We start from the raw sequence: 14,742 nt of genomic DNA on the forward strand, positions 1-14,742 counted from the left end.
CGATAGTGTTAACTAAAAAGTTTCGGGCTAAAAGGGTATAAAAAAAGAATATCCGCGTTTTTTGACGCGGATATTCTGAAAAAAATCTGAAAATATGATATGTTCTATATCAGTTCATTACAGGTTTTAATTCATCTTTCACTGTGAGGTCCAATGGATTAGCTACTTTTTCGTTGAGCAAAGCAAGGTTTATCACCTCGCGCATGTCGGTAACATAGTGAAATTGCAGGTCTTTTATGTAGTCTTCTTTTATTTCAAGAATATCTTTCCGGTTCGATTTACAAAGGATGATATCCTTGATATTAGCACGTTTGGCAGCCAATATTTTTTCCTTTATTCCACCAACCGGTAATACCCTACCGCGGAGCGTGATTTCCCCTGTCATGGCCAGGTGTGGTTTTACTTTGCGTTGGGTGAAGGCAGATGTAAGCGCTGTGAGCATAGTGATACCGGCTGAAGGCCCATCCTTGGGCGTTGCGCCTGCAGGTACGTGAACATGCACATCCCATTGATCGAAAAGCTTATAATCAATGTTAAAGTCTTTCGCGTGTGCCCGTAAGTAAGCTAAGGCGATGGAAGTCGATTCCTTCATTACGTCGCCCAGGCTGCCGGTCATGGTCAGTCGGCCTTTGCCGGGGCTAAGGCTTGCTTCAATAAACAATATATCGCCGCCAACCTGTGTCCAGGCTAAACCGGTTACCACGCCTGCAACGTCATTCCCTTCGTATAGGTCTTTGTCAAAAATTGGCGCGCCAAGTATCTTTTCCAGTTCCTTTTTGTTGACAAGCGGAGTATGGACATCGCCCATAGCAATAGTTTTGGCCACGCCACGCACTACCGAGCCTATCTTTTTCTCCAACGAACGTACACCTGATTCACGGGTATAGTCCTCTATCAGTTTTTCAAGCACATCATTTTTGATGGTAATATCTTTGGGCTTCAAACCATGTGCCTCACGTTGCTTGGGTACCAGGTGCTGTTTGGCTATCTCTACCTTTTCCTCGATAGTATAACCGCTTACGTCGATGATCTCCATACGATCAAGCAATGCCGGCTGAATTGAACTCAATGAATTTGCCGTAGCTATGAACATCACGTTCGAAAGGTCAAAATCAACTTCGACATAATGATCATAAAAAGTGCTGTTCTGCTCCGGGTCGAGTACCTCAAGCAATGCAGATGATGGATCGCCCCTGAAATCGTTACCCACTTTGTCAATTTCGTCCAGTATAAATACCGGGTTAGCCGCACCTGCCTTTTTGATAGCCTGTATAATACGGCCCGGCATGGCGCCGATATAGGTCTTACGATGGCCGCGTATCTCGGCCTCATCGCGTATCCCGCCCAACGCCATGCGCACATATCGGCGACCCAAAGCCTTTGCTATGGATTTGCCAAGCGATGTTTTACCAACTCCCGGCGGGCCCACCAGGCAAAGAATAGGCGCCTTCATGTTATGCTTCAATTTAAGCACGGCAAGGTATTCGATGATCCTTTGCTTGACTTTATCGAGCCCGAAATGGTCCTTATCCAGCACTTTTTGGGCGCGTTTGAGATCAAAATTGTCTTTTGTGAACTCGTTCCAGGGCAGATCAAGCAATAGTTCGAGGTAATTGATCTGTACCGAATAATCTGCCGCCGCCGGATTGGTGCGCACCAGTTTCTCGAGTTCCTTATTGAAATGATCGTTAACCTCTTTTCCCCATTTCTTTTTAGCTGCGCGCAAGCGCAGGTTTTCTATTTCCAGGTCGGGACTGTTGCCGCCAAGTTCTTCCTGTATAGTTTTTAACTGCTGGTTCAGGAAGTAATCGCGCTGCTGCTTATCCAGGTCGATGCGTACTTTGCTCTGTATCTGGTTCTTAAGCTCCAGCATTTGCAGATCGAGCGTTAAATGCTCCAGCACCAGTTTGGCCCTATCGCGCAGGTTAGCTACCTCCAGCATACGCTGTTTGGCAGACATATCAGCATTCATGTTCGACGAAATGAAGTTGATCAGGAATGAAATGCTTTCGATATTGCGGATGGCAATGCCTGCTTCGCTCGGAATATTCGGAGATAACTGGATAATACTCATGGCCATGTCCTTAATGGACGAGATCATGGCCTTAAATTCTTTATCTTCTTTTGGCTTTATTTCTTTAAAAGTTTCTACGGTAGCCTTGATGTAAGGCTCGCTTTGCACTTCGTCTTTCAGGATAAAGCGTTTCTTACCCTGTAATATAACGGTGGTATTGCCATCGGGCATTTGCAGCATTTTGATAATAAGCGCTACGGTGCCTACCTGGTTCAGCTGGCTGAATGTCGGGTCTTCGATGGCCACGTCCTGCTGTGCAACTACGCCGATCATGCGCTTGCCTTTATTGGCGTCGCGTATCAATTTGATCGATTTATCCCGTCCTACGGTAATGGGTATTACAACACCGGGGAACAATACCGTATTGCGCAATGGCAATATGGAAAGCACCTCTGGCATTTGTTCATTATTCATTTCTTCCTCATCTTCCGATGACATCAACGGAAAAAATTCGGAATCTTCATTTATAATTGGTAAAGCATTTTTTATATCGAACGGATCAAAACTCATCTAATACCCTTTCTGTTAAGTAGCGTCATAATGTCAGCCTGCAAAAGTACAGGAATAAAATACCAAGGCAAAACCGGGGTTTTGCCTGTGGGATCGTTATAGTTCAAGACCTGTGCCAAGTTATACCAAACGGCTATTTATTAGCAGTAAGTCTGTGGCAGTGTTGATCTTATAGTGAATATACCCTTTTTACGCGGTTTATGAACGATAAGTTGGAATGGAAAAAAAGTCAGTAACTCTTAATTATGGCTTTTAAACCGCGAAATGCCTTTTTTTCAACAAAATAGCTAAACCCATAATATTTTGAATTAAAATAAGTTAATAAGCATAAGGTAAAGTATATTATTTTTGTTACAGAATTCAAAGCACCTAATGCGGCTATCGGTTATATCGTCTTTATTGGTACTATCGTCATTGCAAGCGGTTTATGGCCAGAATGCCTATTTTAAGATGGGGCAGCAGGCTTTTTTCGATGGTGACTTTAAGGCTGCGGTGAGCCATTTGGAGCGGTCGTGTGTTATCGATTCAACTAATTCGAGCGCACTTTGGATGCTTGGATATTCCTATTATCACAGTGAAAATTATAAAAAATCGATCACCGCTTATACTCATGTTATCGCTTTGAAACCTGCCGATGCTTCCGCTTATTATTACCGGGCCAGGGCTAAGAGCTATTTCGCTAAGGACAGTCAGATGTCTGATGCCGACAAAGAAAAATACCTTTTAGGCGCAATAGTTGATTTTACCAAAGCTATTTCGATTGATCCGTCCGATAATCAAAACAATACCAAATACTACCAAAACAGGGGTATAGCTTACCGGGAATACGGCGACTTTAAACTACAGGCAGGTTCCCGCTTCTACGATAAAGTTCGCGGAACGAATTCTCTCAAAGCCTCTATTGCCGACCTGGAAAAAGTGCTGAATGATAACCCCGGCCGCCAGGATATAGCCAACCAGATAGAAATATCAAAACAACGGCTAACTGAAACGATTGCAGCCCGCCATTAATTAAATAGTCCCTTAACGCTGTAAAAGTTAAACCCCAGCGTGCGCACAAACTGCTTTTTCTGTATTTGATATACTGAATCGGGTATGTAGCTTAGTTTTTCAGTAGTCTCATATAATACCTTGCCCAGTACGGTGCTTTTGGTATGATTCACTATTAATATCCACTTAATTTTGTCTCCCTGTTTTTTAATAACGATGTCCTGTGTTTTTAAACCGGGATCTTTGGCTGTATAGCTTAATATTCCGTCTGAGTTAACTACTTTGTAGCTCGCTTTCCAGGCTGGTTTATTGATATCCGACTCACTGAACAGATCGAGCTCAGTTGCCCAATCAGTAATATGAAGTTGTTTGGTTTGTTTGACTTTATTATGAGCAGCTGTTTTTGAGACTAGTGGATCAGCTTTTGTCAGGCGCAAAGATTCATCCGAAAAATATTTTTTCAGGTCGAAGAATTTTCCGGTGTCATTGCCGGCACGAATATCACTTTTGCATGATTGTACCAGCAAAGCAGCAATTACAGGGCAGGCAACAATAAAGAGCTTTTTAAACCAATACATTTCCGGTCATTTCAGCGGGAATGGGCACGCCAATTATCTTTAATATCGTTGGGGCTATATCACCCAGTTTGCCATCCTTTACTTCCTTTACGTCATCATCAATTACTATACAAGGCACAAGGTTGGTGGTATGCGCTGTATTAGGCGATCCATCATCATTTATCATATAGTCGGCATTCCCATGGTCGGCAATAATAATGAATGAATACCCATTACTGATGCCGGTCTCAACAACGGCTTGTGCGCATTTATCGGCAGTTTCAGCGGCTTTCATCACCGCTTCGAAAACACCGGTATGGCCAACCATATCGGTGTTGGCGAAGTTGAGGATAACAACATCCGGCCAGCCGTTTTTCAGTTCGGGGATGATCGCATCGCGTATGCCTTCCGCACTCATTTCGGGCTGAAGGTCGTAAGTTGCTACTTTTGGTGACGGTATCAGCAGGCGTTTTTCGTTATCGAACTCTTTCTCGCGCCCTCCCGAAAAAAAGAAAGTGACATGCGGATATTTTTCCGTTTCGGCTATTCGTATCTGGTTCTTGCCTGCATCCTGCAATATCTCGCCCAATGTCTTTGTCAGGTCGTCTTTTTGGAAAACCACGCGTACATTTTTGAATGTTTCATCATAGGTCGTCATGGTGATATAGTGCAGATTCAGCGGATGCATGTTCTGCTCGGGGAATGACTTTTGTGTCAAAACCTGTGTGATTTCACGGCCGCGGTCGGTCCTGAAATTAAAGCAGATGACAACATCATCATTCTTTATCACAGCTAATGGTTGGCCATTTTCGTTTGTCCGCACAATAGGGTCCACAAACTCATCGGTAACTCCAGCGTTGTACGATTCCTTTATCGAAGACAATATATCCTGCGTTGGCTTTCCTGTACCGTTAACAAGCAGGTCGTAAGCTTTCTTTACCCTTTCCCAGCGATTATCGCGGTCCATGGCATAGTACCTTCCTATAGCCGACGCCAGTTTGCAGGAAGTGTTTTTGATATGATCCTCCAGTTCGCCGATAAATTTTACGCCTGAATTAGGATCGGTGTCCCGTCCGTCGAGGAAGGCATGGATATAAACATTTTCAAGCCCAAATTCGCTTGTAGCATCGCAAAGTCCTTCCAGGTGCCGGATATGGGAGTGCACGCCGCCATCGGATACAAGACCGATAAAGTGTACATCCTTCCCATTTTGTTTAGCGTATTCAAAGGCCTCTTTAAGTACAGGGTTGGTTACAAATTCGTTATCATCAACCGCCTTGTGTATTCGGCCAAGTTCCTGGTACACAACGCGACCCGCACCCAGGTTCATATGCCCAACTTCCGAATTTCCCATTTGCCCGGCAGGCAAACCTACCGCCGTACCCGATGCTTCCAGCTTTGAATTAGGATATTTTTTTAGCAGCGAATCAAAGTAAGGAGTGTTTGCTGCGTATATTGCATTTGATTTATCATTGCGGCCGTAGCCCCAACCGTCGAGTATAATGAGTACTACTTTTTTATGTTTTTCCACAATGCAAATATAAAGGCAACGTTTTAACAATAAAAACGTTTAAGGAATATACTACAGTCAATTTCTAAAGTGACTTTTATCTGTTAATTATGAAGGTACTTTACTTGTTTTTGCTGTTGCTTGCACCCAAAGTGTTCCAGGACACCCAGGATCCTATTGACAAAACCGCCGAATTTCTCAGATCAGGAAACATAACCGAGCTTGCAAAAACCTTCGCGCCCGACGTTGATGTTACTATTTTGGGTAACGAGGATAATTACCCGGCCGCAAAAGCCCAGGAAATATTAACCATTTTTTTCAAACAAAACCAGCCCAAGTCCGCTCAAATATTGCACCGGATCTCGTCCAATGTTAATTATCGTTTTGGTGTTGTGCTGGTAACCACTTCTAACGGCACTTTCAGGGTATCGTTTAATCTTAAGAATACCGGTGGTCATTTCGAACTGGATGATATTCATATCGAATCCGAAAAAACAAAATAATCCTTAATTGTTGTTACTTTTGAGCTGTAAATATCAAAAGTTTGGATAAAGAATACATTTACCAATTTATTACCAATGCATTGGCCGAGGATGTCGGCGACGGCGACCACACTTCACTGGCTACAATTCCCGAAAATACAAGCGGCAAAGCCAAATTATTGATCAAGGATCACGGCATATTGGGTGGGGTTGAGCTTGCCGTTGAGATATTCAGACGGGTTGACGAGCACCTCAAAGTAACAATATTGATGCATGATGGTGACATGATCAAGCCGGGAGACATCGCCTTCATGGTAGAGGGCGACGCAAAAAGCATACTGACGGCCGAACGGCTTGTGCTTAATTGTATGCAGCGGATGTCGGGTATCGCTACCAAAACTCACCAGATAGTTAAATTGCTGCAAGGCACCCATGCCAAAGTGCTGGATACACGGAAAACAACGCCTGGCATCCGTTATCTTGAAAAATGGGCGGTTCGCATCGGCGGAGGGGTAAATCATCGGATCGGTTTGTACGATATGATCCTGATCAAGGATAATCATGTCGATTATTCGGGCGGCATAAAGCCGGCCATTGAAAATACGAAACAGTATTTGCTCCGTAATAACAAAAAATTAGATATCGAGATAGAAGTACGTAACCTTGAAGAACTTGAACAGGTGCTGCAGGCAGGTGGAATAAACCGTATTTTATTGGATAATTTCAATTTTCAAGATTTGCGAAAGGCTGTTGAAATAATAAACGGGCGTTTTGATACCGAGGCATCCGGCGGTATTACGATAGATAATATAAGACAATATGCTGAATGCGGTGTTGATTATATTTCGGTTGGCGCATTGACACATTCTGTAAAAAGTTTAGATATGAGTCTTAAAGCGGTTAAAGAATGACGGGTAAAATAGTTAGTGCGTTATCATTTTATTAATATTGTGCAGAAATGATTACCGTTGGTTCTGTTTCGTTATTGATATTAGCCTATTTAATGGGGTCTATTCCTACCGCTGTCTGGATAGGCAGAGCGTTCTACGGGATCGACGTGCGCGAGTATGGCAGCGGCAACGCCGGCGCTACAAACACATTTAGGGTATTGGGCAAAAAGGCGGGCATCCCGGTAATGTTGCTCGATATTTTGAAGGGATTCTCGGCTACTAACCTGGCTTATTTTATAGGCGTTTCCATTACAGGCGGGCCTCATTCCAATCTAATTAATTACCAGTTGGCTATGGGAATGGCGGCTGTGATGGGCCACTTGTTCCCGGTATTTGCCGGGTTTCGCGGTGGTAAGGGAATAGCTACATTATTCGGGATGGTATTGGCCGTAAATCTGAATGCCGCCTTGTTGTGTATCGTGGTATTTATAGTTATCCTGCTTGTAACCAGGTATGTTTCGCTAAGTTCAATTACCGGCGGGTTTACGTATCTTGTTGGGGTCAGTCTTATTTATAATAAAAATACAAACAATATGGTGGTCATATTTGGTATGTGTATATGCCTGTTGATATTGGTCACCCACCAAAAGAATATCGAACGCCTGCTCAAGGGTACCGAATCGAAGGTCAATCTTTTTAAAAGAAAGGACGCTTAATATGAAATTTTCAAAACAAATATCACTGGCAATTTTAATTGCCTTTTTTACCTCATGTTCTACTGTTCCTCTAACCGGCAGGAAACAGATCAGCCTGGTTGGCGATGCTGAAATAAATACTTCTGCAGCTCAAAGTTACCGCCAGCTTTTATCCGATCCGTCAACCAAAGTAATTAGCGGTACACGCGACGCGGAAAGTGTTAAACGGGTAGGTGAAAAATTGTCTGTCGTCATCGAGCGTTTCCTGAAGGAAAACGGATATGGCGATAAATACAGCTTTAAGTGGGAGTTCAACCTAATTCAAAGCAAAGAGGTGAATGCCTGGTGTATGCCGGGCGGTAAAGTGGCAGTGTATAGCGGTATCTTGCCCATTACGACGGATGACGCGGGGCTGGCGACTGTAATGGGGCACGAGATAGGCCACGCTATTGCGAGACATTCGGCAGAACGTATCTCCCAGCAAATGGCGGCCCAGGCCGGCGGTTCACTGGTTGGGGCTGCGACTTCCGACAAATCGCAGGCGACACAATTGATCGTTAACAAGCTTTACGGCGTAGGCGGGGGACTTGTTTTGCTGAAATATTCAAGGAACCAGGAATCAGAAGCTGACAGGCTTGGCCTTATATTTATGGCCATGGCCGGTTACGATCCGCACAATGCAGTGTCCTTTTGGGAAAGAATGGCGGCTCAGAACAAGGGCGGCGCACCCCCGGAGTTTTTAAGCACCCACCCGGCAGATCAAACGCGGATACAAAATATCAAAGATCATCTACCCGAGGCTATGAAATACTATCATCAATAGAAAAAATGCCGAAAAATGAATTCCTGAAAGCGCGTTGGATCAACCTGCTGATGCTTAATTACGAGGTCGATCCGGCTGTGCTGGCACCATACATACCGCCCGCGACAGAGCTTGACCTGTGGCAGGGTAAAGCGCTGGTGAGTATGGTTGGTTTCCTATTCAGGGACACGGCTGTAAAGGGTATAAAATGGCCGTTGCATGTCAATTTTGATGAAGTAAACCTGCGCTTTTACGTTAAGCATTTTAACGGAAAAGAATGGAAGCGGGGAGCGGTCTTTATCAGCGAGATAGTACCCAAGCCATTTATTGCCACCATTGCGAATTTACTTTATAAAGAGCATTACAGGGCCATGCCTATGCGTCATTCCATCGATGATATGCCCGGTGGACTCACAAAATATCTATATGAATGGAAGTTTGACGGCAGGTGGAATAATCGTCTGGGTGGTACCGTGTCCGACGCTGACATTCATCCTATCGTTCCCGGCAGCCAGGAGGAATTTATCTTTGAACACTACTGGGGCTATAATAAGATCAGCAAAACTAAAACCCGGGAATACCAGGTAGAACATATTACCTGGAATGCTGCCAATGTAATCGAACCTATTTTCGAGGCTGACGTGGCGCAGTTGTATGGCAAAGAATTTGTCCCTTACCTCGAAAGGAAGCCTTATTCAGCTTTCTTTGCCGATGGTTCCGAAGTCATAGTCAGGGGAGTGGAAAAGATAAGTGCTGGCCAAGCGCCTCCAAAATAGCCTGCGCTTTCAGCAGGCATTCTTCATATTCTTTTTCCGGATCGGCATGGAAGGTTATGGCACTACCAACCTGGAACGATAGGTATTTCGCTGTCTCGTTATACAATAATGTGCGGATGACCACACCAAAATCAAAATCACCGTCCGGGCTGAAATACCCAATAGCACCCGAATAAACACCACGCTTGCTGCGCTCATAATGCTCCATCAATCGCATGGCGCTCACCTTGGGCGCGCCGGTCATACTACCCATCGGAAAAGTGTTCCTAATAGCGTGAACATCGCTTATACACTGGTCTTTATCACACACTACTGTTGATATCATCTGGTGAACCTGGTTAAAGCTATAAATACCAAATAACTCCTCTGTTTGTACGGTGCCAGGCACAGCAGACCTGGTCAGATCGTTACGTACCAGGTCAACGATCATTACATTTTCCTGCTGTTCTTTCGGGTGCCCACGCAATTTTTTTTTGGACAGTTCATCATCGGCCGGGTCGCTATATCTTTTCGAGGTTCCCTTAATGGGTTGGGAGATCAGCTTATCGTCACGCTTCGCCAAAAATCGCTCTGGCGAGGCTGTCAAAATATATTTGTCCTTTAGCCTGAAAAATGCCGAAAATGGGTTGGGTGATATACTGTTCAGCTTAAAAAATATTTTGAGCGGATCGATCTTTGCATTTTCTGCAAAAAATTCCTGGCAAAAATTAGTGACGTAAATATCCCCGCGATTGATATGTTCCTTTACCTTCCCAACCGTGTCAATATACTCCTCCCGGGTAAACCGCGAGTTGAGCTGAATGTCATCATGAATAACTTGAAGGGCGGGTTGTTGCGATGCTATCTCCCCGGCAATTTGCTGCGAAGCAGCCGAAATGATGTCAACCTGGCCACCGCTGACCACGATCAGATGTTTCGGCACAAAAAAATAAAGGTCAGGAAAGCCCAAGCCATCAGCATTAGCCGAGGACAGGACCTCAACCTCGTTCTTTAGGTCATAGGTAAAAAAGCCGGTCATCCAACCGGGATGTTTTTCCCGGAATTTTTCCAGCGCCGAAAAGCCCAAACCATTGCTAACAATCAGCTCATCCTGGACGCCTGCCGCCAGTAAAAAGTCGAATTTTGAATATCGGTCGTTAAAGTTATTCGAATCCAAACAGCAGACGACGTCAAAGGGTGATGCCCATTGCAGTGCTTTAAGTTTAAATTCCTGAAGATCATCAACCCTGATTTTCACCCTGTAAAAATAGCCAAGTAAAATCAAAAGGCTCCCCGTAACCGAAGAGCCTTTTGATTATGACAATAGTATTGTGTTTTAGTGTAATACGAGTGTTTGTTTCCTGTCCGGGCCCACGGAAAGGTACTTAACCGGCACGCCCAGTTCAGTTTCAAGATATTCAATATACGATTTCAACCTTTCAGGTATCTGCGATAATTCAGTAATGCCCGTGATATCTTCTTTCCAGCCATCTATTTCCTTTAATACAGGTACCGCTTCCACCGCGCATATATCATATGGCATGTAATCTATCTTTTCGCCTAAATAATTATAATTGGTGCAGGCATATATTTTTTCAAAGCCGCTTAATACATCAGCCTTGGTCATTACCAGTTGTGTTACGCCGCTTAGCATAATAGCATATTTCAATGCCGGAAGATCTATCCAGCCGGTGCGGCGCGGCCTGCCTGTGGTAGCTCCAAACTCATGGCCTATTTTCCTTAGCTCTTCGCCTGTTTCGTTATCCAGTTCGGTGGGGAAGGGGCCACCACCGACACGGGTACAATAGGCTTTGAAAATACCTATTACCTCGCCTATTTGCCGTGGGGCCACGCCAAGCCCGGTGCAGGCTCCGGCAGCAGTTGTATTAGATGAAGTCACAAAAGGATACGAACCAAAGTCGATATCCAGCATTGCACCCTGTGCGCCCTCGGCCAGTACTTTCTTACCTTCTTTTACGTAGTTATTTACCAGGTGCTCCGAGTCAACCAGCGGGAATTTTTTAATTAGTTCTACTGCTTCAAAAAATGCTTTATTCCGCTCGGCTAGGTCTGGCGTTTCGCCGTAAAGCGCCTCCAGCATGGTCAAATGCTTGTCTGTTAGTTTTTTGTAACGCTCTTTAAAATCGGGCAGGGTCACATCACCTACACGCAGACCGTTTCGCCCGGTTTTATCCATATAAGTCGGGCCGATACCTTTTAAAGTTGAACCGATCTTACCTTCACCCATCTTTTTTTCAGATGCCGCATCCAGCAATTGATGCGTGGGTAATATCAGGTGCGCCTTTTTTGCAATCACAAGATTCTGCTTAGCCAGCAGATCGTGACCAGCGTCTTTCAATTTTTCTATCTCTTTTTTGAGCGTTATAGGATCTATTATTACACCATTGCCAATCAAATTCAGTGTATTCTCAAAAAATATACCGGACGGTATGGTGTTTAATACGAATTTTTTTCCGTCAAATTCCAGCGTATGTCCGGCATTAGGGCCACCCTGGAAACGTGCGATCAAGTCATAATCCGCACTCAGTACATCAACAATTTTGCCTTTGCCTTCATCGCCCCACTGGAGGCCTAATAATACGTCAACAGCCATTTATAATAATTGGATGGTTAATCAAAGGGGGCAAAGTTATGCTTTTCTGTCGCAATAACCTGCCTTAAGTTTTTCACAATTTCCGTAGAGATTCAGCGAGTGGTGTTTGATCTCAAATTTCAATAATCCTCCCATCATGCTTTGGATCTGCTGTATGCGCGGGTCGCAAAATTCAACAACTTTTCCGCAATCGATACAGATGATATGGTCGTGCTGCTTATAGCCATAGGATTTTTCAAACTGCGCCATGTTTTTTCCGAACTGGTGTTTGGTTACCAGGTCGCACGATACAAGTAATTCCAGCGTATTATATACCGTGGCACGGCTCACGCGGTACTTTTTATTTTTCATGTGGATATATAATGATTCCACATCAAAATGATCGCTGCGCGAATAGATCTCTTCCAGGATGGCAAAACGCTCAGGTGTTTTCCTTAGGTTCTTATTTTCGAGGTAGGCCTCGAAAATCTTTTTGATCATGTCTATGGTTTCCTGCTGGGGCATGGTGGATTATTAAGGCCCAAAGTTATTAATAATATTTAAGTTACGTGTCGGATGAATCTAATGAGTTAGTATGGTTAGGACGCTATCTCAACAGCCGAATCAAAGCGGGTAACAGAAGTGATCCCTTTAACCGTCTTTAACCTCTTGATCAGGTTTTCCAGATGCTCGGTGTCGTTCACATACACCATAATAGAGCCCTCAAAAATCCCGTTATCGCTATCTACCGTTATCGAGCGGATATTAACCTTGAAATCGTTTGAGATTACTGTCGTTAATTTATTGATCAAACCGACATCATCGATACCCGTGATGCGCAAGCCCGTAAGGAAGGCCAGTTCCTGTTGGTTGGTCCACCGGGCCTTTACGATACGATAACCATAATTAGCCATTAGTTTAGCAGCATTTGGGCAGTTGGTACGGTGTATTTTGATGCCGTCACTAACCGTAATAAAACCAAATACATCGTCACCAGGAATAGGGTTGCAGCAATTAGCCAGTTTATAATCTATCTTCTGCATATCCTCGCCAATCAGCAATATGTCGCTATCCTTAGTTTTGATATTACGTAGCAAACTCTGAACCTGGTCGTTCTCTATTTTATCCTGTGGTTTGTTTTCCACCACCTTTTCTGAAGCCTGGTATTCCTTCAGGTCCTTCATGTCGATCAACCCTCTCGCAACATTGAAAAATAGGTCCTGGGTTGACGGTAGTTTGAAATAGTAGCTAAGCTTGTGGATATTATCGGAATTGTAAGTGATCTTCAGCGATTTCATCTTACGCTCCAAAATCTCCTTACCCTCGTCGGCCACTTTACGTTTTTCTTCTTTTAGTGCCGACTTTATTTTGGCTTTGGCTTTGGCCGTTACTACAATATTGAGCCAATCTTCCTTCGGTGTCTGCTTGTTCGAGGTAATGATCTCCACCTGGTCGCCATTTTGTAGTTTGTAACCCAGCGGTACCAGTTTGTGATTTACTTTGGCGCCAATACAGGTCGCTCCAACATCGGTATGTATCTCGAATGCAAAATCGAGTGCGGTGGCATTTTGTGGTAATTGGATGAGCGCACCTTTCGGGGTAAATATGAATATCTCGTCCGAAAAAAGGTTCATCTTGAAATCATCCAAAAAATCCAGGGCGTTCAATTCCGGGTTTTTCAGCATTTCACGCACCTTTTGTACCCAAAGGTCCAGCCCGCTGTCGGTTGACGACTCTTTATATTTCCAGTGCGCAGCAAAACCTTTTTCCGCAATCTCGTTCATTCGTTTGGTACGTATCTGTACTTCCACCCACTGCCCTTTTGGCCCCATTACGGTAGTATGTAACGATTCATACCCGTTTGCTTTAGGCGAAGATATCCAATCGCGCAGGCGGTCCGGGTTTGGCCGGTAAAGGTCGGTAACGATGGAATAGGCCTTCCAGCATTCCGACTTTTCATTCTCCGGCGTGCTATCCAATATTATCCTGATGGCAAAAAGGTCATATACTTCCTCAAAAGGGACAGCCTTTTTCTTCATCTTGTTCCAGATGGAGTGTATGGACTTCGGACGACCAAAAACATCGGCATGAAGACCCTGACCTTCCAGTACTTTTTTTAATGGTTCGATAAAGTCTCGGATGAATTTCTCACGTTCAGCCTTTTTCTCGTTAAGTTTATTTTTGATGAACTGGTAGGTTTCGCGCTCCATGTATTTCATGGAAAGGTCTTCCAATTCCGATTTTATAGTATATAAACCAAGTCGGTGCGCCAAAGGGGCATAAAGGTAAACTGTTTCGGACGACAGTTTCAATTGCTTATCCCGCGGCATAAATTCCATCGTCCGCATGTTATGCAGCCGGTCGGCAAGCTTTATCAATATTACCCTCACATCATCCGCCAGGGTAAGCAGCATCTTACGGAAATTCTCTGCCTGCAACGAACTGTTGGTATCAAATACACCGGATATTTTGGTCAACCCGTCGATGATCTTTGCCACCTTTTTACCGAATTCCCTTTCAATATCATCAAGGGTCATATCGGTATCTTCCACTACATCGTGCAGCAGTGCACACACTATCGAGGTTGTTCCTAAGCCAATTTCTTCAGCTGCTATTTGTGCGACGGCAATAGGATGGTATATATAAGGTTCGCCCGATTTGCGGCGCATATCCTTATGGCTTTCCAAAGCCATCTCAAACGCCTTGCGTATCATGCGCTTATCGCCCTTTTGCAGGGTCGATTTGCAGGCGCGCAGCAAAGCGCGGTATCTTTTTAGTATCTCGTTTTTTTCGGCTTCAATATCTATCACTATATCTTTCATGTTCACGCTTCCGTATAATATCATCTATGGGCAACAAAAAATCAAATTGCCAGTTATTTATG

General features: G+C 44.2%; 13 protein-coding genes. 6 read left to right on the forward strand and 7 right to left on the reverse strand.

What is annotated here, in order from left to right; translation table 11 throughout:
* Positions 1-109: 109 nt before the first annotated feature.
* Positions 110-2,584, reverse strand: a complete 2,475-nt coding sequence (gene lon / locus VL525_RS02560; protein ID WP_325382989.1) for an endopeptidase La — start codon at positions 2,582-2,584, stop codon at positions 110-112.
* A gap of 372 nt (positions 2,585-2,956) precedes the next feature.
* Between lon and VL525_RS02565 the strand changes: the two genes are divergently transcribed.
* Positions 2,957-3,595, forward strand: a complete 639-nt coding sequence (locus tag VL525_RS02565) for a hypothetical protein (protein ID WP_325382991.1) — start codon at positions 2,957-2,959, stop codon at positions 3,593-3,595.
* On the opposite strand, the gene VL525_RS02570 is transcribed toward VL525_RS02565, so the two are convergent.
* On the reverse strand, positions 3,592-4,152 hold the full coding sequence (locus VL525_RS02570; RefSeq protein WP_325382993.1) for a hypothetical protein: 561 nt from the start codon (positions 4,150-4,152) through the stop codon (positions 3,592-3,594). The genes VL525_RS02565 and VL525_RS02570 overlap by 4 nt on opposite strands.
* The gene (gpmI, locus tag VL525_RS02575) at positions 4,139-5,662 is read right to left on the reverse strand and encodes a 2,3-bisphosphoglycerate-independent phosphoglycerate mutase (RefSeq protein ID WP_414684722.1); all 1,524 of its coding nucleotides are present in this window, start codon (positions 5,660-5,662) and stop codon (positions 4,139-4,141) included. Before gpmI ends, VL525_RS02570 begins: the two co-directional genes overlap by 14 nt.
* An 89-nt stretch (positions 5,663-5,751) precedes the next feature.
* On the opposite strand from gpmI, the gene VL525_RS02580 reads away from it, so the two are divergent.
* The 5 genes from VL525_RS02580 to VL525_RS02600 are packed head-to-tail and all read left to right on the forward strand — an operon-like array spanning position 5,752 to position 9,286.
* On the forward strand, positions 5,752-6,144 hold the full coding sequence (locus VL525_RS02580) for a DUF4783 domain-containing protein (protein ID WP_325382995.1): 393 nt from the start codon (positions 5,752-5,754) through the stop codon (positions 6,142-6,144).
* Positions 6,145-6,185: 41 nt separating this feature from the next.
* Positions 6,186-7,034: a carboxylating nicotinate-nucleotide diphosphorylase gene (gene nadC, locus VL525_RS02585; RefSeq protein ID WP_325382997.1), complete on the forward strand. Its 849-nt coding sequence runs from the start codon at positions 6,186-6,188 to the stop codon at positions 7,032-7,034.
* A gap of 47 nt (positions 7,035-7,081) precedes the next feature.
* Positions 7,082-7,729, forward strand: coding sequence for a glycerol-3-phosphate 1-O-acyltransferase PlsY (gene plsY / locus VL525_RS02590; RefSeq protein ID WP_325383000.1), 648 nt, complete (start codon positions 7,082-7,084; stop codon positions 7,727-7,729).
* A gap of 1 nt (position 7,730) precedes the next feature.
* Positions 7,731-8,531, forward strand: coding sequence for a M48 family metallopeptidase (locus VL525_RS02595; RefSeq protein WP_325383002.1), 801 nt, complete (start codon positions 7,731-7,733; stop codon positions 8,529-8,531).
* 5 nt (positions 8,532-8,536) lie between these two features.
* Positions 8,537-9,286, forward strand: a complete 750-nt coding sequence (locus VL525_RS02600) for a DUF2071 domain-containing protein (RefSeq protein ID WP_325383004.1) — start codon at positions 8,537-8,539, stop codon at positions 9,284-9,286.
* Here the strand turns inward: VL525_RS02600 and VL525_RS02605 are convergent.
* From VL525_RS02605 to VL525_RS02620, 4 genes are all read right to left on the reverse strand, one after another.
* The gene (locus VL525_RS02605) at positions 9,240-10,523 is read right to left on the reverse strand and encodes an anthranilate synthase component I family protein (RefSeq protein WP_325383006.1); all 1,284 of its coding nucleotides are present in this window, start codon (positions 10,521-10,523) and stop codon (positions 9,240-9,242) included. The two genes, VL525_RS02600 and VL525_RS02605, sit on opposite strands and share 47 nt — an antisense overlap.
* Positions 10,524-10,601: 78 nt before the next feature.
* Complete coding sequence (locus VL525_RS02610; RefSeq protein WP_325383008.1) at positions 10,602-11,879, reverse strand: adenylosuccinate synthase; 1,278 nt, start codon at positions 11,877-11,879, stop codon at positions 10,602-10,604.
* 36 nt (positions 11,880-11,915) lie between these two features.
* The gene (locus VL525_RS02615) at positions 11,916-12,383 is read right to left on the reverse strand and encodes a transcriptional repressor (RefSeq protein WP_325383010.1); all 468 of its coding nucleotides are present in this window, start codon (positions 12,381-12,383) and stop codon (positions 11,916-11,918) included.
* Positions 12,384-12,457: 74 nt separating this feature from the next.
* Positions 12,458-14,680 carry a bifunctional (p)ppGpp synthetase/guanosine-3',5'-bis(diphosphate) 3'-pyrophosphohydrolase gene (locus VL525_RS02620; RefSeq protein ID WP_325383012.1) on the reverse strand — a complete coding sequence of 741 codons (2,223 nt, stop codon included), beginning with the start codon at positions 14,678-14,680 and terminating at the stop codon, positions 12,458-12,460.
* Between the last annotated feature and the right edge of the window lie 62 nt (positions 14,681-14,742).

The organism is Mucilaginibacter sp. (genome assembly GCF_035492695.1).
Lineage (GTDB): Bacteria > Bacteroidota > Bacteroidia > Sphingobacteriales > Sphingobacteriaceae > Mucilaginibacter.